Source organism: Streptomyces sp. NPDC096132, from assembly GCF_044763345.1.
Classification (GTDB): Bacteria; Actinomycetota; Actinomycetes; order Streptomycetales; family Streptomycetaceae; genus Streptomyces.
On sequence record NZ_JBIWGA010000005.1, the window covers coordinates 220,428 to 239,243 of the forward strand.

Here is an 18,816-nt window from a genome sequence, read left to right on the forward strand (position 1 = left end):
CCCCCATTTCGTACGTATGGTCTGTTGAGGGGTCCCACCACTCCTGGCGAGAGGCGGCTACGGACGATGACTCACGGCATGCGGACGGACACCTACCCCCCATATCTCGACGGCGGCGGACGGGACTGGCGGGACACCGCCACCCGGTACGCCCTCCTTCCTCTACGTATCTTCCTGGGCGTCACCTTCATCTACGCCGGCTTGGACAAACTCACCGACAGCGCCTTCATGAAGGACGGCGGGGCGGGCTCGATCGGCGACACCATGCGCGCGGTCCGCGACTCCTCGGCCATCCCGGCCCTGGTCGACCTGGCCCTGAAGAACCCGGTCGGCTTCGGCGCCGCCATCGCCCTCGGTGAACTCGCCGTCGGTATCGGCACCCTGATCGGCCTCCTCACCCGCCTGGCCGCCCTCGGCGGCGCGCTGATCTCCCTCTCCCTGTGGCTGACGGTCAGCTGGGCCTCCGACCCGTACTACTACGGCAACGACCTCATCTACCTCATGGCCTGGCTCCCCCTCGTCCTCGCCGGCGCCCCCTACCTCTCCCTCGACGCCGCTTGGCGCAACAGGCGCCGACAACGCGCGGGAGGCTTTGACTGACCCTGCGGGACCGATTCCCGAGGCGGGGCTCTTCCCCGTCCTGCCGCTGGCGGTCGCGCCCGCATGGGCAGCAGCGCCCTCGTCGACAGGCGTGCCTTCATCGGCAGGCGTGCCTTCGCTTCCCGTCTGTCACATCGTGCTGTTCGTGTCCGTTGCCCCGGTCGGTGTGCCCCGGCCGGGGCGGCGGCGTCTGCGTATGGACCGGGCCACCACGCCCGTCGCGCCGGCGAGGCAGAGGCCGGCCACGAGCAGCGGGATGATCGCGAACCACGGCGTCTCCCAGAGTCCGCCCGCGTCACCCGCGTAGATGACACCCGCGAGAGTGAAGAACGCGCCGGCGACCAGCCTCCCCGGCTGGAACTCATGCCGCAGCACGGGTCACCTCCGCCTGTCCCACCCCGACCTGGAGGTCGAGGTCGAGCGTCCCCGCGTCCTTGGCGCCCGACACCGGCGACAGCGTCGCCGTCCGGTTCTTGCCCGGCTCCACGTCCACGTCCTCCTTGTCCTCGCCGGGCAGTTGTATGTCGCCCAGCCCCACATCGATGCTCACGTGCACCGTCACGTCCGGCGGCACGATCACCCTGAGCCGGCCCACCCCCACCTCCGCGTTGGTGCTCACCGTCTGCCCCTTGGCCAGGTCCAGCCGGGACAGGTCCAGCGTCCCGTCACCGGTGCCGAGGTCGTAGGACTCCCGCACGTCCGCCACCGCCGCCGGCCGCCAGGTCGTGTCGATCCAGTGGGTGCCCACGTCCTTGGGCAGAACCGCCGAGCAAGCCAGCAGACCCGCCGTCACGATCGCCAGGAACACCGACCCCGCGCCCGTGCGCCCCAGGAACGAGCTGACCGCGATGCCCGCGCCGAACACGATGAGCGCGGCGGCCAGACCGGCCTGCAGGCTGGTGCCGAGCGGGTGGTCGTCCCAGGTGAGCCGGGTGACGAGCCCGCCCACGAGCACCGCCAGCAGGAACACCCAGCCGCCTGTCCAGCGGGGCCCGCGTGGAGCGGGGGAGCGGCCGGGCGGGACGCGTATGCCCTCGCGACCGCTCCTGTGACCTATGAGGCTGACGTTGATGGCCGCCGTGATGTCCCGGTCGCGCGGGTCCCGGGGACCCCACAGATAGCCGGTGCCGCCGACATGTGTGCCGTCCTTGACTATGGGGTCGCGCCACCACGAGGGGTAGGCGGCCGGGACCGGTGGCGCCTGGGCCTCCGGCGGGGCGTCGGCGACGGCCTGTGCGGCCAGCGGGTCGGGGTCGGAGGAGTCCCGGTGCCGCGACCAGTACCCGGCTCCCGCGAGAAGAAGGGAGAGGACCACGGCGAAGGTCAGCACACCGCCGTTCTTCAGCATCGACAGGAACACACCGCAGCCGACCAGCGCGAACAGCACGGCCACGAGGGCTTGGCCGTCGACCCGGCCGGTCAGCAGCTTGCGCACCTCGTTCTGCTCCTCGTCGGAGTACGGGACGAAGAGCCAGGCGAAGCCGTAGAAGATGAGGCCGATGCCGCCGGTCGCGGAGAGCACGGCGAGCGTGATCCGGAAGATCACCGGGTCCATGTCGCACTGCCGGCCCAGCCCCGCGCACACCCCGGCGAGCACCTTGTGCCGCCGGTCGCGCCGGAACCCGGGCCGCTCGACCGCTTCGGCGCCTTCATCCACACCCCACCCCGCGGCTGACTCCGCGGCGGCTGCCGCGGACGCGGCTCCATCAGCCGCGGCTTCGGCGGCTGCCGCGGCCGTCGCCGCGCTGACCGCGGCCTCGGCGGCGGTGAGGGTGTCGTCGCCCCGCCTGTCCTTCACCGCCCCTGCCCCTCCCGTCTCCTCGGGCCCGCCTGCCTTCCCGGGCCGGGTCGGCTCCTCGGACATGTCGCGTGCTCCGTCTTCTCCGTCTTCTCCGTCTTCTCCGTGTTCTCCGTGTTCTCCGTGCGCGGGTGCGCCCGCCCGCCTGTGCGCGCGGGGCTGCTCACCTGCGGCGCCCTGGGCGCCGGTGGACGGGGCGGCCGCGTCGGGCGCGGTGCCCTCGTCGGGCACGGCGTCCGAGGCGTGCTGGTGATTTTCCATGAGTCCATGGTGTCGGCCCGACGGCCCCGGCGGGAGTCGGAACGACCCTGGCCGGACCCTGATATCGGCCCTGAGGCGGCGCCCGGGAGGCGTTCGACCTGCGGCCGGGCCGAAGATCAGGGGCGTCTCGGGGGAGAACCCTGATGCCCGGGACCGCCCGCCGTGTGACCATCGGTGGCATGCCGGAAGCCGCAGCAGCGCCACTCGTCGAACCGCGGCCGCCGCGCAAGCTCTACCGCAGCAGCGACGGACGCTGGCTGGGTGGCGTGGCGCGGGGGCTCGCCGGGCATCTCGGGCTGCCCGTCGTGTGGGTACGGCTCGTCTTCGTCGGCCTGTTCATGGCGGACGGCCTCGGCGCCCTGCTCTACGCGGCCTTCTGGTTCTTCGTGCCGCTCGGCGTCGGTGGCGTCGGCGACCAGAAGCCCCCGTCGCTCGTCTCCACCGAGACCGCGCCCGACGGCCGCCGCAGGCTGGTCGCCCGCAGACCGGACCGGGGCCAGATCGTCGCCCTGCTGCTCATGGTCGTCGTCGCCCTGGTCTTCGTCAGCAATGTGAACCTGGGCAGCGGTGCCAAGGCGTATCTGCTGCCCGCCGTGCTCGTCGGCGCGGGGGTCGCCCTCGTCTGGCGCCAGGCGGACAACGCCCGCCGGGCCCGCTGGGTCGAGGTCGGCCGAAGACGCCGCACGCTCACGCTGCTGCGGGCCGGTGCCGGCGTCCTCCTCGTCACCGCCGGCGTCTCCGGCATCTTCGTCCTGCAGGGCTCCGCCGCCCATCTCGACTCGGTCCTGCAGGCGGCGCTCGCCGTGCTCGTCGGCATCACGCTCCTCGCCGGGCCCTACCTGGTCCGGATGACCCAGGACCTCTCCGAGGAGCGCCTGATGCGCATCCGGGCCCAGGAGCGCGCCGAGGTCGCCGCCCACGTCCACGACTCCGTGCTGCACACCCTGACTCTGATCCAGCGCAACGCGGAGAACGCGAGCGAGGTGCGCCGCCTCGCCCGCGCCCAGGAGCGGGACCTGCGCACCTGGCTCTACAAGCCGGAGGGCACGGGCAAGGACGAGGCGGACGAGCCGACCACGGTCGCCGACGCGGTCCGGCGCAACGCCGCCGAGGTCGAGGACAAGCACGGCGTGCCCATCGAGGTCGTGGTCGTGGGCGACTGCCCGCTCGACGAGCGGGTCGGCGCACAGATGCAGGCCGCGCGCGAGGCGATGGTGAACGCCGCCAAGTACGGTGGCGAGGGCGGAGCCGTGCAGGTCTACGCCGAAGTCGAGGGCAGGGCGGTGTTCGTGTCCGTCCGGGACCGCGGCCCCGGCTTCGACCTGGACTCCATACCCGCCGACCGCATGGGCGTTAGAGAATCGATCATCGGCCGCATGGAGCGCAACGGCGGCACGGCGCGGCTGCGGGCGGTCCCGGGCGGCGGCACGGAGGTCGAGCTGGAGATGGAGAGGGTGGAGAAGACGTCATGAGCGACCCGACCGAGACGAACGGAACGGCGGGAGCGGGGGAGGCGGCCGAGCCGGCGCAGACCTCCGGCGAGAGCACGGGCGGGAGGCGCGTGCGGGTGGTCCTCGTCGACGACCACCGTATGTTCCGCACGGGCGTGCAGGCCGAGATCGGCCAGACCGAGCAGACCGGGGTCGAGGTCGTCGGCGAGGCCGCGGACGTCGACCAGGCGGTCACCGTCATCACCGCGACCCGGCCCGAGGTGGTCCTTCTCGACGTCCATCTGCCCGGTGGCGGAGGCGTGGAGGTGCTGCGCCGCTGTGCCTCGCTGATGGCCGACGCCGAGCAGCCGGTGCGCTTCCTCGCCCTGTCCGTGTCGGACGCGGCGGAGGACGTGATCGGGGTGATCCGTGGGGGCGCCCGTGGCTATGTCACCAAGACGATCACGGGTACCGATCTGGTCGACTCCGTCTTCCGGGTGCAGGAGGGGGACGCGGTCTTCTCGCCCCGCCTCGCCGGGTTCGTGCTGGACGCCTTCGCCTCCACCGACGCCCCGCCGGTCGACGAGGACCTCGACCGGCTCACCCAGCGCGAGCGCGAGGTGCTGCGCCTCATCGCCCGGGGCTATGCGTACAAGGAGATCGCCAAGCAGCTGTTCATCTCGGTGAAGACGGTCGAGTCCCATGTCTCCGCGGTGCTCCGCAAACTCCAGCTGTCCAACCGCCACGAGCTGACGCGCTGGGCGACGGCCCGTCGGCTGGTGTGACGGCACGGCCACGGGGCCGATCGCGCGGCCACTGGTCCGACGTCACGCCGGCCGACGGCACGCCCGGAGCCGCGCCCGCCTCTCACACCACCCGCGTCGCCCCCGCGAACGGCATCTCGTCGATGGGGGCGATCCGTACCGGGGCCGACGGGTTCGGGGCGTGGATCATCTGGCCGTTGCCGATGTAGAGGCCGACGTGGGTGATGCCGGAGTAGAAGAACACCAGGTCGCCGGGGAGGAGTTCGGAGCGGGAGACGCGCTGGCCGGCGCCGATCTGGGCGTAGGTGGTGCGGGGGAGGGAGACTCCGGCGGAGCGGTAGGCGGCCTGGACCAGGCCCGAGCAGTCGAAGGCGTCGGGGCCGGTGGCGCCCCAGACATAGGGGCTGCCGAGCTTGGAGTAGGCGAAGGAAACGGCGGCTGCCGCCCGGGAGTTGGGGGCGGCGGTGGTGCCGGGTGCCTGGAGGGTGTCGCGTGCGCCGGAGGAGGCCCGGGAGGCGCGGTCGTCCGAGCCGGTGCCGCCCGTGTCCGCTCCGATGCGGGCCCGTTCCGCCGCCGTCAGCCGGGAGAGCAGGCTGCGGGCCACGTCCAGCTTGTCGGTGATGGTCCTCTTGTGCTTCTTCAGCTCCGCCTGGCGGGCCTTGAGGGAGGACAGTTCGACGCGTGCGGCACCGCGCAGCTGCTCGATCTCGCGCAGTTGCCGGCGGACACGGGTGACGGCGGCCGACTGCCGGTCGCCGGCGCGTTCGGCGAAGGCGGCGCCGTCGAGATATTGGTCGGGGTTGTCGGAGAGCGCCAGTTGCACGGCCGGGTCGAGCCCGGCGTTGCGGTACTGCGCCGCCGCCATCGAGCCCAGCGCCTCCCGCGCGGAGTTGAGTTTCTCCTCCTTGCGCGCCGCCTCGTCCTGCAGCGTCCCCAGACGTTGTTCGGCGGCGGTGGCCGCCTCCTGCGCGCCGTTGTACTTCTCGGTGGCCGCCTCCGCCTCCTGGTACAGCTTGTCCACCTTGGCCTTGACCTGCGCGGCGGTCAGCTGCGGCTCGGCCTGTCCGGTTCCGTCGAAGGCCGTGGCCGTCGCCGCGCCGGCAAGGGCGAGGGTGAACGCCGTACGGGCCGTCTGGCCGCCGAGCGAGCGCTGTCGGGCCTTGCGGTGCGCTGCCACGTGGGACTGCACGTCCTTTCGTACGACCGCTTCGGCCGGGCGGTCGTCGGACGGGCGTCGGACGGACCCACGGCTGTCGGCTGCCCCATCGGCCGTCGAGGGAGCGGACGGACGACCGAGGAGAGCGGCTGACCTGTCCGACGGCGGCCCGCACAGGGGGAGCGGGGCACGCCGCCGGACCTTCTCGGCGGTGGTGGCCGACTGCCGCCCCTGGCCCGGGCGGCGGTGGGGAGCCGGTCACCTGGGGGAGGACGCTAGGCCCGTCTGTGTCGGGTTGGTAACGCGATGTATGGAAATGGCGCGAGTGGACCGGCAGGTGATCGTTTCTGTCGAGGGAGCCGGGTCGGGGGCGTCGGCTTCGCGCGGAGCGGTGACCGATGCGGCGATTCCGGGACACCTCGGCGCGGCAGGCTGCTATGGGACGCATATATGCAAGCCAGGTCACATGGGGAGGGCCGGTGTGGGGGGCACGGGCACGGCTGATTAGCATCCGGCCTCATGGACGTACTCATCCATCTTTTCGTCGGCCTGCACATCATCGGCATCGCCGCGCTCCTGGGCGGCTTCCTCACACAGATGAAGGCGATGGGCCAGGGCACGGCCCGCTTCGTCCCCGCCATGCTGCACGGCGCGGCGACGATGCTGGTCACGGGCGTGATCCTGGTCGGCCTCAATCAGGCCGACGACCAGCCCGTCAACAACATCAAGATCGGTGTGAAGCTGGCGCTGCTGATCGTGATCCTCGGCCTGGTCTATGTGAAGCGGGACGACGAGAAGGTGGACAAGTCGCTGTTCGGCCTGGTCGGCCTGCTGACCGTGGCGAACATCTTCATCGCGGTCCTCTGGACCTGACGGACCGGGTGGATCCCGGGGAGCCGGGGAACCCGGAGGCCGTCACGGACCGGCGGACCATGGCCAGCGCCGCCACGGCGACGGCCAGCCACGCGGCCACCGCGACCCACAGCAGCACCTCCCCGGGCCCCTTGAGGCCCGGGATGCGGACGGCCGCGGCGACGGAGAGCATCGCCGCCGCCGTCACCCCCATCGGGAACACCGTCGCCCATCGCCGGACGTCGTAGCGCAGGCGCGGCCGGAACACCTCGGCGGCGAGCAGTACGGCGTACCAGCACAGCGAGAGCACGAGCAGCGCGACGGTCATCGCGCGCAGGGCGCCCCTGTCGTCGGCGTTCCACAGATACAGCTCCCCGCGGTCGGCGGCGATGAGCCTCGCCCCCGCGAACGCCGAGACGGCGAGTGCCCCGCCCGCGATCCACTGGTCGCCGGCGCCCTCGGTCACCTGCCGCCAGTCGAACAGGGCCAGCATCAGCACGTAGAGCACCAGCCCCAGCCAGAACAGCGCCAGCGCCGTGTACGCCGGCCACGTCATCGCCTCCGCCTTGGCGAGCGTCGCGCCCAGCACCGCGAGCCCCTGGGTGGCCACACAGCACAGGAACACGTCCCCGGGCATCCGCCGTCCCCGGTGCCCCGCGAGATGCCGTACGACCTGCCGTGCGACGCCCGTCAGCAGCACCGGCCACAGCACGGCCGACAGGGCCAGCGACGCCCACGCGAGGGACTGCCAGCCGAGCGCCGAGACCCGTGTGCCGAGGACGGTCGTGGCGGCCACGGCGGTCAGTCCGGCCGGCGTGCCCGCCTCCGCGAGCCACCGCTCGCGCTCCCGCACCAGGCGTACGACGAAGTCCGCGCCCAGCGCCACCCAGGCGGCGCCGGCCAGCGCCAGCGCGACGCGGGACAACGTCTCGTATCCCGCCAGGTGCAGTCCGACGGACAGGATGCCGGTCGCCAGAACGGCGGCCCCGGCCGCCGGCGGACGCTGCGCCCACCAGGCGCGAAGGGAGGAGGAGCCGGGCATGGGGCCGATGCTAAGGAGTGCGGAGCGGCTTGCGCGGGGGCACACGCGCGCGTGGCTGCAAAAAACGGCGCACGCGCGCGTAGTCGCACAAAACGCCTCACGCGCGCGTGCCTCGGTCTGGCCGCGGTACGCCTGCCGCTGTGACTGCCTCAGGCCGGGCGAACCACGCTGTGGATGCCCGACTCTCCGTCGTAGTAGATCGACTCCTCGCGGACGTACGCGCCCGGCTTCGGGGCGTGGATCATCATGCCGTTGCCGATGTAGATGCCGACGTGGCTGACGTCGTCGTAGAAGAAGACCAGGTCGCCGGGCTGGGCGTCGGCGAGGGAGGCGGTGGTGCCGGCGTTCACCTGGTCGTAGGTGGTGCGCGGGAGGGTGACGCCCGCGGCCTTCCAGGCGGCCTGGGTGAGGCCGGAGCAGTCGTAGGAGTCGGGGCCGGTGGCGCCCCAGACGTACGGCTTGCCGATCTGCGCGCGGGCGAAGGCGAGCGCCTTCTCGGCCTTGGTGGCGTACGACGAGTCCGTGCCGGACGACGAGGAGCCGGTCGTCTCGGAGGTGTCGGCGCTCTGCTGCTGGGCGGCCGCTTCGGCGGCCTGCTGCTGGGCGAGCTCCGCCGCCTTGCGCGCGGCCTCCTCCTGCTTCCGCTTCTCGATCGCCGCCAGCCGCGCCTTCTCCTGGGCCGTCAGCTGCGACAGCAGCTCGCGCGCGTCGCCGAGCTTCTGCTGGACCGTGGCCTTGGCGGTCTTCAGATCGCTCTGCGTGTCGGTGAGCGCCGAGAGGCTCTCGGTGGCCTCCTGCCGCTTCTTCATCGTCGCCGACTGCTCGGTGAAGTAGTCGTCGACCGCGCCCTTCTGGCGGTCGGTCAGCCGGCTCATCAGCTGCGTCTGGTCGAAGTAGTCCTGCGGGGAGTCGGCCAGCAGGAAGGTCGCCGTGTCGGGGGCGGAGGCGCCGGTGCGGTACTGGGCCGCGGCGAAGGAACCCAGCTCCTCCCGTGCCTCGTTGAGCTTCTGGGTGCGCTGGGCGACGTCGTCGAGGAGCGTGTCGACGCGCTTGCGCTGCTTGGTCGTCTTCTCCTTGGCGGCGTTGTACTTCTCGGTCGCCGACTCCGCCTGGCGGTAGAGGTCGTCGACCTTCTTCTCGACCTCCTCCAGGCTCGGCTTGCCGTCGTCGGCGGGGGCGGCGTTGGCCGACTGGGAGAGCAGGGCCACGGACGTGAGGGCGGCGGTGGCGAGGGCGGGCGTGCGTATGCCTGCCACGCGGGTGCCCGGGAAGCGCGGCTTGCGGTGCTGCGACGCCAAGGGAGGCGACTCCTTCCATCGTCCGCCTACCGGGTTAGCTGTCGGGTTCGGGCGGATGGTTCGGAAGGGCGCCCTACGGCCCTGCCCCACTGGGCGGTCGGGCCGATTCACCCCGGGGAATCGGTGGGTCCCCGGCTCCGGCTGCCGCACAAGGGCGCACCGGACTCGGCGGAGGCCGCGCGGCCCGGCGAGGTTCGCCGGTGGGGATCCGTGGAGGCCTGCCCGGCACGGTAGCCAACTCGTGTGGCCCCTGTGAAGGTTGATGGGCGATATGCCCGATACATTTTCGTTACCTTGAGCAAAGCTCATCCATGGGATCACATGCTGTGATACGGCCGCCTCGGAAGGTGAGGGTGGGCATGTTTCCCGGGACGGCTCCGCGTTGTCAGTGGGGCACCCTAGACTCGGAGAGCGATGAGCAGCCTCTTTGACGACAGCTTCCTGGCGGACCTCCAGGGCCCTCGCGGCCACGACGAGGAGCCCCCGCCGCCGCCCGAGGACGATCACGCTCCGGAGTCGGTTCCGGACGATCTGTTCGGCGGGAAGTTCGACGTGCCCCCGGACCGCGATGCCTACTACCGCGACGGCGCCCCGCGCCCGGCGATCGACGCGGCGGCGCTCCTGGAGGGGCTCAACGACAACCAGCGCGCGGCCGTCGTCCACGCCGGTACCCCCCTGCTCATCGTCGCCGGCGCCGGCTCCGGCAAGACCCGCGTGCTCACCCACCGCATCGCCCACCTCCTCGCCGAGCGGAACGTGCATCCGGGCCAGATCCTCGCGATCACCTTCACCAACAAGGCCGCGGGCGAGATGAAGGAGCGCGTCGAGCAGCTCGTCGGCCCGCGCGCCAACGCGATGTGGGTGATGACCTTCCACAGCGCGTGCGTGCGCATCCTGCGCCGCGAGAGCAAGAAGCTGGGCTTCACGTCCTCCTTCTCGATCTACGACGCCGCCGACTCCAAGCGCCTGATGGCCCTGGTCTGCCGCGACCTGGACCTCGACCCCAAGCGCTTCCCGCCGAAGTCCTTCAGCGCCAAGATCAGCAACCTGAAGAACGAGCTGATCGACGAGGAGGACTTCGCCGCCCAGGCCGCCGACGGCTTCGAGAAGACCCTCGCCCAGGCCTACGCGATGTACCAGTCCCGGCTGCGCGAGGCGAACGCCCTCGACTTCGACGACCTGATCATGACGACGGTCAACCTGCTGCGCGCGTTCCCGGACGTCGCCGAGCACTACCGCCGCCGCTTCCGTCATGTCCTCGTCGACGAGTACCAGGACACCAACCACGCCCAGTACGCCCTGGTCAGGGAGCTGGTCGGCACCTTTGAGCACCCGGTCGACGTACCCCCCAGCGAGTACGACGTGCCGCCCGCCGAGCTGTGCGTCGTGGGTGACGCCGACCAGTCGATCTACGCCTTCCGGGGCGCGACGATCCGCAACATCCTCCAGTTCGAGGAGGACTACCCGGACGCGACGACGATCCTGCTCGAGCAGAACTACCGCTCCACGCAGACGATCCTCTCCGCCGCCAACGCGGTCATCGAGCGCAACGAGTCCCGCCGCCCCAAGAACCTGTGGACCAACGCGGGCGCGGGCGCGCGCATCACCGGCTATGTCGCCGACACCGAGCACGACGAGGCCCAGTTCGTCGCCGACGAGATAGACCGACTGACCGACGCGAGCGACGCGAAGGCCGGTGACGTCGCCGTCTTCTACCGCACCAACGCCCAGTCCCGTGTCTTCGAAGAGGTCTTCATCCGCGTCGGCCTGCCCTACAAGGTCGTCGGCGGCGTCCGCTTCTACGAGCGCAAGGAGGTCCGGGACGTCCTGGCCTACCTGCGGGTCATCGCCAACCCGGAGGACTCCGTCCCGCTGCGCCGCATCCTCAACGTCCCCAAGCGCGGCATCGGCGACCGCGCGGAGGCGATGATCGACGCCCTCTCCCAGCGGGAGAAGATCAGCTTCCCGCAGGCGCTGAAGCGCGTCGACGAGGCGTACGGCATGGCCGCGCGGTCGACGAACGCCGTGAAGCGGTTCAACGCCCTGATGGAGGAGCTCCGTACGATCGTCGAGTCCGGCGCAGGCCCCGCGACCGTCCTGGAGGCCGTGCTGGAACGCACCGGCTACCTCGCCGAGTTGCAGGCCTCCACCGACCCGCAGGACGAGACCCGTATCGAGAACCTCCAGGAACTCGCCGCCGTGGCACTGGAGTTCGAGCAGGAGGCCGGCGAGGGAGAGGGTGCGGCCCCCGTCGGGCTCGCCGCCTTCCTGGAGCGGGTCGCGCTCGTCGCGGACTCCGACCAGATCCCCGACGAGGACGAGGAGGGCTCCGGCGTCATCACCCTGATGACCCTGCACACCGCCAAGGGCCTGGAGTTCCCGGTCGTCTTCCTCACCGGCATGGAGGACGGCGTGTTCCCGCACATGCGCGCCCTCGGCCAGACCAAGGAGCTGGAGGAGGAGCGCCGCCTGGCCTACGTCGGCATCACACGCGCGCGGGAGCGGCTCTACCTCACGCGGTCCGCGATGCGCAGCGCCTGGGGGCAGCCGTCGTACAACCCGCCGTCCCGGTTCCTGGAGGAGATCCCGCCCACGCATGTGGACTGGAAGCGGACGGGGGCGACCGCGCCTGTGTCCTCCGGTCCGGTCTCCGCCGTCGCCGCCTCGCTGTCCTCGTCCCGCTCGCGTTCCTCGGCCGCCGGCGCGTCCGGTTTCGCGACCCGCCGGGGCGCGGCGGAGAAGCCGGTGGTCGCGCTGGCCGTCGGCGACCGCGTCACCCACGACCAGTTCGGGCTCGGCACGGTCGTCGGCGTGAAGGGGACGGGCGCGAACGCGGAGGCGACGATCGACTTCGGGGACGCCAAGCCGAAGCGGCTGCTGCTGCGGTACGCGCCGGTGGAGAAGCTCTGAGACCTCGCGCATGAGCCCCCGCTTCCACAGCGGGGGCTCACGGCAGGGCGGGGTCGGGTTCTACGTCGGGTCGAGCCCGTGGCTGCGCAGCCACGGCAGCGGGTCTATGGCCGAACCGCCGGCCGGCCGGACCTCGAAGTGCAGGTGCGGGCCGGTGGAGTTGCCCGAGTTGCCGGAGTACGCGATCGGATCGCCGGCCTTCACGGTCGTACCGGAGGCGACGCGGTAGCTGGAGAGGTGGCAGTACCAGGTCTCCGTGCCGTCCTTCGACGTCACGATCATCATGTTGCCGTAGGCGCTGTTCCACTGCGTCCGTACGGTGCCGTCGGTCGCCGCCATCACGGTCGTGCCGTACGAGACCGGGAAGTCGATGCCGGTGTGCTGGGACATCCAGTTGACGCCGGCCTGGCCGAAGTAGGCGCTGAGCCCGCGCTGGGCGACCGGGAGGGCGTACTTCGGGCGCAGCCGCTCCTTGCGGGCCGCCTCCGCCGCCGCCTTCTTCTGCTCCGCCTCCTGCTGCGCCTTGAGGTCGATGCGCTCCTGCGTCCGGCTGGCCCGGTCGGCGAAGGCGTCGGCCTCGGCGGTGAGGGTCTCGAGCTGCGTGTCCAGCTTGTTGTTGGCGGCGGACGGCTTCACGGCCTGCGCGTCCGAGGCGGACGCCGTGGTGTCCTTGTCGTCGCCGCCGGTCAGCGTGCCGACGGAGGCGGCGGCGATCCCGGCGACACCCATCACACACGCCGAGGGCACGGCCACGGTCAGCAGCGCGGAGCGCTTCGCGGGCGTACGGCGGCGGGAACGGTTCGCGTTGCGCGCGGCGGCGCGGGTGACGGGCGCCGGGGCGGGCTCCTCCTGGTCGTCCAGGAGGGGGAGCTCGGACACGGCGGGCAGCTCACCGGTGGCGCTCGACTCGCCGCCGTCAGTGCCCTGTTCGTCGTAGCCGACGGTCCCGAAGGTGGCGGTGGCCAGCTGGTCGAAGGGGATCTCGGCCGGCTGCTCGTACTCGTCGGAGGCCGGGGTGGCCGTGGAGTCGCCGCCGTCGGAGTTCCACTGCGTGGCGTCGTAGGCGCCGGTGTCGAAGGCCTGGGTGCCCCATTCCCAGTGCTGGGTCTGGTCGGCCGGGCTCCCGGACTGCTCGGGCTGGAGCCAGGTGTTCGCGTCCCACTGACCACTGGTGTCGGGTGCGGTGGCCTGCGGCGGGACGGCCGCGAGCTGCTGGTGGCCGGTGGGCCAGCCGGTCGTGTCGTACGCGCCCGAGTCGTAGGCGGCGTGGTGCTGGGCCGCGTACGGGTCGTAGTTCAGGGTGTGGTGGCCGCCCGTGTCGTGGAGCTGGTGGCCTGAGGTGTCCACCATCGTCGCGTGGGCGCCGGTGGTCCACTGCCCGTCGCCGTACCCGGAGTTGGTGGTGCCCGAGCCGTCGCCGGGGAGGCTGCCGAAGAGGGGGTCGACCGCGAAGTGGCCGGTGCCGTGGGCGCCGCTGTCGTAGCCGTTGTACGAGGAGAAGCCGTCGTACTGGGCTTCCTGCATGCCGTACGACGCATAGGGCGCGGAGTCGGCGTCGGAAGCCGGAGCCGGGGTGGTCGTACTCCCCGACGGGTGACGGTCGTTCACCAACTTCTCTCTCGCCTCGACAACAGGGGCTGCCAGAGCAGTGCGGCGACTGTACCCGGCGGTACGCGGGCACGACAATCTTCCGCAGGTTTCACGCTCGCAGGAAACGGGCAATCGGCCGTGTTTCGGGGGACGGCGGGCGCGGGTTTGGCCCTATGTTCGAAACGTGTTCGATGTGCGGGAGCTGTCGAACGGTTGCTGGACGACTCAGGCCACCGTCAGGCCGCCGGGATGCGGCTCTGCCGTGGCCGTCGCCTCCGGGGAGTCGAGGGCCTCCAGGATGCCGGTCGCGACCGCCGGGTGGACGGGCAGGGCGAGATGGCCGATTCCGGTCACCCGGACGTTCTGCGCCAGCAGGTCGGGGTGGTCGATGCGGGCGGTCTCCAGCGGGTCCATCAGGTGGTCGAGGTCGCTCCAGAAGCTGACGAAGTGCGTACGGCAGCCGGGCGCCGGCCGGGACAGCTCCTCGATGACCTCCGAACCGGGGCGCATCTGGCGCACGATCGGGTGTGCGTTCGCCAGCGGCACCACCCGGGTGCCGGAGTGCGGGGTGCCGAGCGTGACCAGCGTGCGGACCCGGACGTCACCGCCCAGCCGCTGGACGTAGTAGCGGGCTATCAGTCCGCCGAGGCTGTGCCCGACCATGTCGACACGGCCGCTGCCGGTACGCGCGCATATCTCCTCTATGTGCCGCCCGAGCAGCTCGGCCGCGGTGCGGATGTCGCAGGTGAGGGGGGAGTAGTTGAGCGACTCCACGCGATGCCTGCCGTGCTGGGCGAGGCTGCGGCGCAGCAGGACGAAGACGGAACGGTTGTCGATGAAGCCGTGCAGCAGGACGACCGGAAGCGGGGCCGGGGTGGGCAGCTGTGCGGGGCACTCGGTGCCATTTTCGCCCGTCGCGTGGTTTTTCGCCGCCGGAAGCGCGGGGCGGCGCTCCGGGGCGATGCCGGCGGGGTAGAGCAGCAGGTGGCCCGCGAGGATCGCGAGGTCCAGGACGGTCGCTTTCAGCAGGGCCGTGGAGAGTCCCGCCAGCCTTGTCGGCAGCCCGGGCATGTCCGGCAGCAGACGCCGGTACAACGGAAGAAAGGGCTGCAGCACCCTGGTGACCTGCATGGCCGACCTCCTGTCGGCACGCCGAGGACGTCTCTGTCCCCCGTGTGCCCTCGTGGAAGTCGCGGCGGAGGCGGTCGGCCGGGCGGCGGAGGGGCGCTGGGCCCCGGGCGCCCGTCGCGGCTGCGCCGATGCGCCGTACCGCCGCGGCGCGCGGCCTGCGGCGCGGCGGTACGGCGACCTCGTTGCGGCTCCCGTTTCTGTCCCATCATGTGATTTCCCCCTCGGCCCATGCCACGAAACGGCCGGTTAGGGGTTGCAGGCGGTAACGTTCGTTCACTTTCCGGTGGTGTGGCACGGCGTGTCCGGACCGTCGAGGATGGACGGAGTCGGCTTCAGGGAGGCAGTGATGGGTGTGGCAGCCGGTCCGATCCGTGTGGTGGTCGCCAAGCCGGGACTCGACGGCCACGATCGCGGCGCCAAGGTGATCGCCCGGGCGCTGCGCGACGCCGGCATGGAGGTCATCTACACCGGGCTCCACCAGACCCCCGAGCAGATCGTCGACACGGCGATCCAGGAGGACGCCGACGCCATCGGGCTGTCCATCCTGTCCGGCGCGCACAACACGCTCTTCGCCGCCGTGATCGAGCTGCTCGAGGAGCGGGACGCGGCGGACATCCTGGTCTTCGGCGGCGGGATCATCCCCGACGCGGACATCGCGCCGCTGAAGGAGAAGGGCGTCGCGGAGATCTTCACTCCCGGGGCCACCACGGCGTCCGTCGTGGAGTGGGTACGTGCCAATGTCCGGCAGCCGACCGGAGCCTAGTCGCCGCCGGCCCTCACCGCCCTGGCTCCCGCGGCATCACCCCCTGGCTCCCGAGCCATCGCCCCCTGGCTCCCCAGCCATCGCCCCCTGGCTCGTGAGCCTTCATCCCCCCAGCTCCTGGGCCATCACCGCCCGCAGTCGCAGTGTCGTACCGAGTCGCTGGAACGCCTCCGCCCAGTAGCTCCCGGCGCCGGGGGAGGCGTCCTCCGGTTCGTCGGGTACGGCCAGGAGGGCGTCCAGGCGGGAGGCCTCGGCGGGGTCCAGGCAGCGTTCGGCGAGGCCCATCACCCCGCTGAAGCTCCAGGGGTAACTCCCCGCGTCCCGCGCGATGTTCAGGGCGTCGACCACCGCCCGGCCGAGCGGGGTCGCCCAGGGCACCGCGCACACGCCGAGCAGCTGGAACGCCTCCGACAGGCCGTGCACCGCGATGAACCCGGCGACCCACCCGGCCCGTTCCCCCACCGGCAGGGTGCCCAGGAGCTTGGCACGCTCGGAGAGGGAGACCGCGCCCGGGCCGCCCGCGCCGGGTGCCGACGGCGGCCCGAGCAGCGCCCGCGACCAGGCGGCGTCCCGCTGGCGTACGGCGGCCCGGCACCAGGCCGCGTGCAGCTCGCTCAGCCAGTCGTCGGCCACCGGCAGCGCGACGATCTGCTCCGGTGTACGGCCGCCCAGTCGCGCGGACCAGACGCCGAGCGGGGCCGCCTCGACCAACTGGCCGAACCACCAGGACCGTTCACCCCGGCCGGGCGGGGCCTTGGGGGGCACGCCGTCGCGCTCCATGGCCGCGTCGCACTCGTGGGGCGCCTCCACGACGAGCGTCGGCGTGTCGCGCATGTGGTCGACGGCCACGCACGCGCCGGCCCGCACCGCCATCCGCGCGGCGAGCGCCGAGTCCGGCAGCGCCGACAGCAACTCGGCCGCCGTCGCCCGTACGTTGCGGCTGCGGTCGGCCAACGCCTGTTCCAGAAACGGCTCGTCGCGTCCGCCGAGGCCGGTGCGCAGCGAGTCGAGGAACATCAGGCGGTCCTCGGCGCGCTCGGTCGACCAGGTCGACTCGAGCAGGGCCCGGGCCGCGTCGGGGGCGCGGGACCGGAGGGACGCGAGGAGGGCGACACGCTCGGCGAACAGGCCTGCCTGCCAGAGCTTCTCGATCCGGTCGGAGTCCTCCGGACGCGGCAGCGAGGCGTCGCCGCCCGGTGCCGCGCGGAGGGCGAACCGCCAGTCCGGGTTCAGCCGGGCCAGCCACAGGGCGCGTGGGCCCGCGAACCTCAGCACCGCCGGACGCAGGTCCGTACGCCCGCGTGCCGCGTCGAGCAGCGCGGGCAGGGCTTCGGCGGGCGGGGCGAACCCGCGGGCGTTCGCCGCCGCCAGCCACTGCGGCAGCAGCTCCATGAGGTCCGGAGCCGTGCCTCTGCGGCCCGCACCGCCGGTGCCGGGGCGGTCGGCGAGCAGCAGCGCGAGTCTGCGGGCGGCCGGGGCGGGCAGCGGTGGGCGCGGGTCGGCGGGGGCCGGCTGCGGGCGGGGGGCGGCCCGGCCCGGACGCAGTCCCGCGCGACGCCGTACGGTCTCGGCGGCCGCAGCGTCCAGCAGCGCGGCCGGCGCCGCCCGGCCGGGGGCGGCTCCCGGGGGCGTACGGCGGTCCGTGCCGAGGAGGGCCGCAGTGACCAGGTCGTCCCAGGTGGTGGTGGGCGGCGTGGGTGCCGGGGTGGTGTTCAAGTGCGTCTCCTCCCATCTGCTGTCGTGTCCGTCCTGGCTGTTCCGGTCACAGGCGGACCGCCGCTCCCTCACCGGACGGCCAGGCGGTCAGGGGGGTGAAGCCCCGGTGGCCGCATTCGCCGAACACCTTCACGGGGGTGCCGCCCGAGAGGGCGACCAGACGCCACAGGCCGGGGCGGGCGGCGGTGGGCGTGAGCGGCAGGGCCGTGTCGCCGTCGGCGTCGGCCAGCTGCCAGGAAGTGCCGTCCGGGGTCGGTATGACGTCGTCCAGCGTCACCGGGACGGATTCCAGCCAGGGGTCGTCGCGCAGCGCCTCGCCGTAGCGGGCGGCCGCCTCGGTCGTCGTCATGCCCGGTGGGCGGGCCGTGGTCGGTGCGGGTGGCGCGAACTGCTCCCCCAGCGCCGCCCGTCGCTGCCCGGCGCCCGGGTAGGCGGACAGTACGGCGTCCAGGGCCAGGCCGACCGGCAGGGCGAGGTCGGGGGCGCGGCCGGCGGCGCCGTAGGAGAGGACGAGGGACGTGCGGCCCGAGGCGGTGCCGTGGAGCCAGATGCGGCGGGTCGTCAGTTTCGGGTCCGGCGTGTCGTACTGGGCGAGAACCAGCCAGTGGTCGCGCACCGGCGGGCCGGCCGGCGGGGCGGTCAGACCGACGCGGGTGCGGACCGTCGCCGCCAGGGGCTGCGGGAGCCGTTCTCGGTGCAGCCAGCCCTGGTCGAGGAGGTGGAGCAGGGCGCACTCCTCCAGCAGCCGCACCGGCCAGTCGGGGCCGGAGCCCGGGATCGCCCCCAACTCCCGCACCCGGGCCGCCAGTCCGGGAGCCTGCGCGTCGACCATGCGGGCCGCCGTCTCCTCCCACAGCCCGTAACCCGCCTGCTCCGCCGCGGCCAGGCCGGAGCGCAGGAGGTCGGCCAGGCGCTGCTCCAGCTCCGTCGCCCCCACGGTGATTCGCTCGGCGCGCCGCTCCGCCCTCCGGCGCGCCGCCTCCGGATCGGCGGATACGGTGCCGGAACCCGCCGCGCTCACCTGCCCGTTCTCCCGGGAGTCCCCGCGCCGCCCCGCGATCCACTTCGCGGCCCAGTCCGGCGCCCGACCCGCTGGGACGGCCGTCTCCCCGGCCGTCCAGAGCAGCAGCAGGCCGAGTGCGTGCTTGCACGGGAACTTGCGGCTCGGGCACGTGCAGTCGTAGGCCGGGCCGGAGGCGCCGGGCGTGTTCGTGGTGTCGACGACCGTCCGGTACGACGTGCCCCCGCCGCCCCGGCACAGTCCCCACACCGTCCCCTCCCGTGAACTGCCCGTCCCGGACCACGGACCGGCCGTGCCGAGTTTGCTCCCCGCTTTGCGCGACACGGCGTCAGGTGCCAGTGCCAGCACCTGTTCCGCGGTCCAGCGCACCTCCTGCTGAGTCATGTCGTCGACGGTAGATCCCCCCACTGACAATCGGCCCCGCTGGCGTCGACCGAGGGCTGGCTCCGGGACGTTTTCGCAGGTCGAATCGCATTGTCAGTGG

General features: G+C 72.5%; 15 protein-coding genes and 1 riboswitch. Of the genes, 6 read left to right on the forward strand and 9 right to left on the reverse strand.

Going from position 1 to position 18,816, the window contains the following annotated elements:
* Positions 1 to 78 precede the first annotated feature (78 nt).
* Complete coding sequence (locus ACIRF9_RS14160) at positions 79 to 600, forward strand: DoxX family protein (protein ID WP_403820429.1); 522 nt, start codon at positions 79 to 81, stop codon at positions 598 to 600.
* A gap of 129 nt (positions 601 to 729) precedes the next feature.
* Here ACIRF9_RS14160 and ACIRF9_RS14165 read toward each other — a convergent pair whose 3' ends face one another.
* Positions 730 to 975, reverse strand: coding sequence for a hypothetical protein (locus tag ACIRF9_RS14165; protein ID WP_403820432.1), 246 nt, complete (start codon positions 973 to 975; stop codon positions 730 to 732).
* Positions 962 to 2,659 carry a PspC domain-containing protein gene (locus ACIRF9_RS14170; RefSeq protein ID WP_403820434.1) on the reverse strand — a complete coding sequence of 566 codons (1,698 nt, stop codon included), beginning with the start codon at positions 2,657 to 2,659 and terminating at the stop codon, positions 962 to 964. Before ACIRF9_RS14170 ends, ACIRF9_RS14165 begins: the two co-directional genes overlap by 14 nt.
* A 143-nt stretch (positions 2,660 to 2,802) precedes the next feature.
* On the opposite strand from ACIRF9_RS14170, the gene ACIRF9_RS14175 reads away from it, so the two are divergent.
* Positions 2,803 to 4,131 carry a PspC domain-containing protein gene (locus ACIRF9_RS14175; protein ID WP_403820437.1) on the forward strand — a complete coding sequence of 443 codons (1,329 nt, stop codon included), beginning with the start codon at positions 2,803 to 2,805 and terminating at the stop codon, positions 4,129 to 4,131.
* On the forward strand, positions 4,128 to 4,874 hold the full coding sequence (locus tag ACIRF9_RS14180; RefSeq protein WP_403820439.1) for a LuxR C-terminal-related transcriptional regulator: 747 nt from the start codon (positions 4,128 to 4,130) through the stop codon (positions 4,872 to 4,874). The genes ACIRF9_RS14175 and ACIRF9_RS14180 overlap by 4 nt, the downstream gene beginning before the upstream one ends.
* Before the next feature lie 82 nt (positions 4,875 to 4,956).
* On the opposite strand, the gene ACIRF9_RS14185 is transcribed toward ACIRF9_RS14180, so the two are convergent.
* A complete protein-coding gene (locus ACIRF9_RS14185) occupies positions 4,957 to 6,030 on the reverse strand; it encodes an NlpC/P60 family protein (RefSeq protein ID WP_403820442.1) in 1,074 nt (357 codons plus the stop codon).
* 498 nt (positions 6,031 to 6,528) lie between these two features.
* On the opposite strand from ACIRF9_RS14185, the gene ACIRF9_RS14190 reads away from it, so the two are divergent.
* Complete coding sequence (locus ACIRF9_RS14190) at positions 6,529 to 6,882, forward strand: hypothetical protein (protein ID WP_403820445.1); 354 nt, start codon at positions 6,529 to 6,531, stop codon at positions 6,880 to 6,882.
* Here ACIRF9_RS14190 and ACIRF9_RS14195 read toward each other — a convergent pair.
* Together ACIRF9_RS14195 and ACIRF9_RS14200 are read right to left on the reverse strand one after the other, a co-directional pair.
* Positions 6,860 to 7,903 (reverse strand): tellurite resistance/C4-dicarboxylate transporter family protein, encoded by a 1,044-nt coding sequence (locus ACIRF9_RS14195; protein WP_403820448.1) that lies wholly within the window; start codon positions 7,901 to 7,903, stop codon positions 6,860 to 6,862. The two genes, ACIRF9_RS14190 and ACIRF9_RS14195, sit on opposite strands and share 23 nt — an antisense overlap.
* Before the next feature lie 149 nt (positions 7,904 to 8,052).
* Positions 8,053 to 9,201 (reverse strand): NlpC/P60 family protein, encoded by a 1,149-nt coding sequence (locus ACIRF9_RS14200; RefSeq protein WP_403820451.1) that lies wholly within the window; start codon positions 9,199 to 9,201, stop codon positions 8,053 to 8,055.
* A 7-nt stretch (positions 9,202 to 9,208) separates the two neighbouring features.
* A riboswitch (cyclic di-AMP (ydaO/yuaA leader) is annotated at positions 9,209 to 9,382 on the reverse strand.
* Positions 9,383 to 9,615: 233 nt separating this feature from the next.
* Between ACIRF9_RS14200 and pcrA the strand changes: the two genes are divergently transcribed.
* Positions 9,616 to 12,111, forward strand: a complete 2,496-nt coding sequence (gene pcrA / locus ACIRF9_RS14205) for a DNA helicase PcrA (RefSeq protein ID WP_403820454.1) — start codon at positions 9,616 to 9,618, stop codon at positions 12,109 to 12,111.
* A gap of 60 nt (positions 12,112 to 12,171) precedes the next feature.
* On the opposite strand, the gene ACIRF9_RS14210 is transcribed toward pcrA, so the two are convergent.
* Positions 12,172 to 13,719: a M23 family metallopeptidase gene (locus ACIRF9_RS14210; RefSeq protein ID WP_403820457.1), complete on the reverse strand. Its 1,548-nt coding sequence runs from the start codon at positions 13,717 to 13,719 to the stop codon at positions 12,172 to 12,174.
* Positions 13,720 to 13,926: 207 nt separating this feature from the next.
* Positions 13,927 to 14,832: an esterase/lipase family protein gene (locus ACIRF9_RS14215; protein WP_403820460.1), complete on the reverse strand. Its 906-nt coding sequence runs from the start codon at positions 14,830 to 14,832 to the stop codon at positions 13,927 to 13,929.
* A gap of 346 nt (positions 14,833 to 15,178) precedes the next feature.
* Between ACIRF9_RS14215 and ACIRF9_RS14220 the strand changes: the two genes are divergently transcribed.
* On the forward strand, positions 15,179 to 15,595 hold the full coding sequence (locus ACIRF9_RS14220) for a cobalamin B12-binding domain-containing protein (RefSeq protein ID WP_403820463.1): 417 nt from the start codon (positions 15,179 to 15,181) through the stop codon (positions 15,593 to 15,595).
* Positions 15,596 to 15,697: 102 nt separating this feature from the next.
* Here the strand turns inward: ACIRF9_RS14220 and ACIRF9_RS14225 are convergent, their stop codons facing one another.
* Both ACIRF9_RS14225 and ACIRF9_RS14230 read right to left on the reverse strand, forming a co-directional pair.
* Positions 15,698 to 17,311, reverse strand: a complete 1,614-nt coding sequence (locus ACIRF9_RS14225) for a DUF5691 domain-containing protein (RefSeq protein ID WP_403820466.1) — start codon at positions 17,309 to 17,311, stop codon at positions 15,698 to 15,700.
* Between the two features lie 46 nt (positions 17,312 to 17,357).
* Entirely contained in the window at positions 17,358 to 18,716 is a 1,359-nt protein-coding gene (locus ACIRF9_RS14230; RefSeq protein WP_403820469.1) for an SWIM zinc finger family protein, read from the reverse strand.
* Positions 18,717 to 18,816: the final 100 nt, after the last annotated feature.

Bases quoted from the DNA above. Each gene is read 5' to 3' on its own strand.
- ACIRF9_RS14180 (WP_403820439.1), top strand. From the start codon at position 4,128: ATGAGCGACCCGACCGAGACGAACGGAACGGCGGGAGCGGGGGAGGCG.
- ACIRF9_RS14230 (WP_403820469.1), bottom strand. From the start codon at position 18,716: ATGACTCAGCAGGAGGTGCGCTGGACCGCGGAACAGGTGCTGGCACTG.
- ACIRF9_RS14190 (WP_403820445.1), top strand. From the start codon at position 6,529: ATGGACGTACTCATCCATCTTTTCGTCGGCCTGCACATCATCGGCATC.
- ACIRF9_RS14215 (WP_403820460.1), bottom strand. From the start codon at position 14,832: ATGCAGGTCACCAGGGTGCTGCAGCCCTTTCTTCCGTTGTACCGGCGT.
- ACIRF9_RS14170 (WP_403820434.1), bottom strand. From the start codon at position 2,659: ATGGAAAATCACCAGCACGCCTCGGACGCCGTGCCCGACGAGGGCACC.
- ACIRF9_RS14220 (WP_403820463.1), top strand. From the start codon at position 15,179: ATGGGTGTGGCAGCCGGTCCGATCCGTGTGGTGGTCGCCAAGCCGGGA.
- pcrA (WP_403820454.1), top strand. From the start codon at position 9,616: ATGAGCAGCCTCTTTGACGACAGCTTCCTGGCGGACCTCCAGGGCCCT.
- ACIRF9_RS14160 (WP_403820429.1), top strand. From the start codon at position 79: ATGCGGACGGACACCTACCCCCCATATCTCGACGGCGGCGGACGGGAC.
- ACIRF9_RS14175 (WP_403820437.1), top strand. From the start codon at position 2,803: ATGCCCGGGACCGCCCGCCGTGTGACCATCGGTGGCATGCCGGAAGCC.
- ACIRF9_RS14195 (WP_403820448.1), bottom strand. From the start codon at position 7,903: ATGCCCGGCTCCTCCTCCCTTCGCGCCTGGTGGGCGCAGCGTCCGCCG.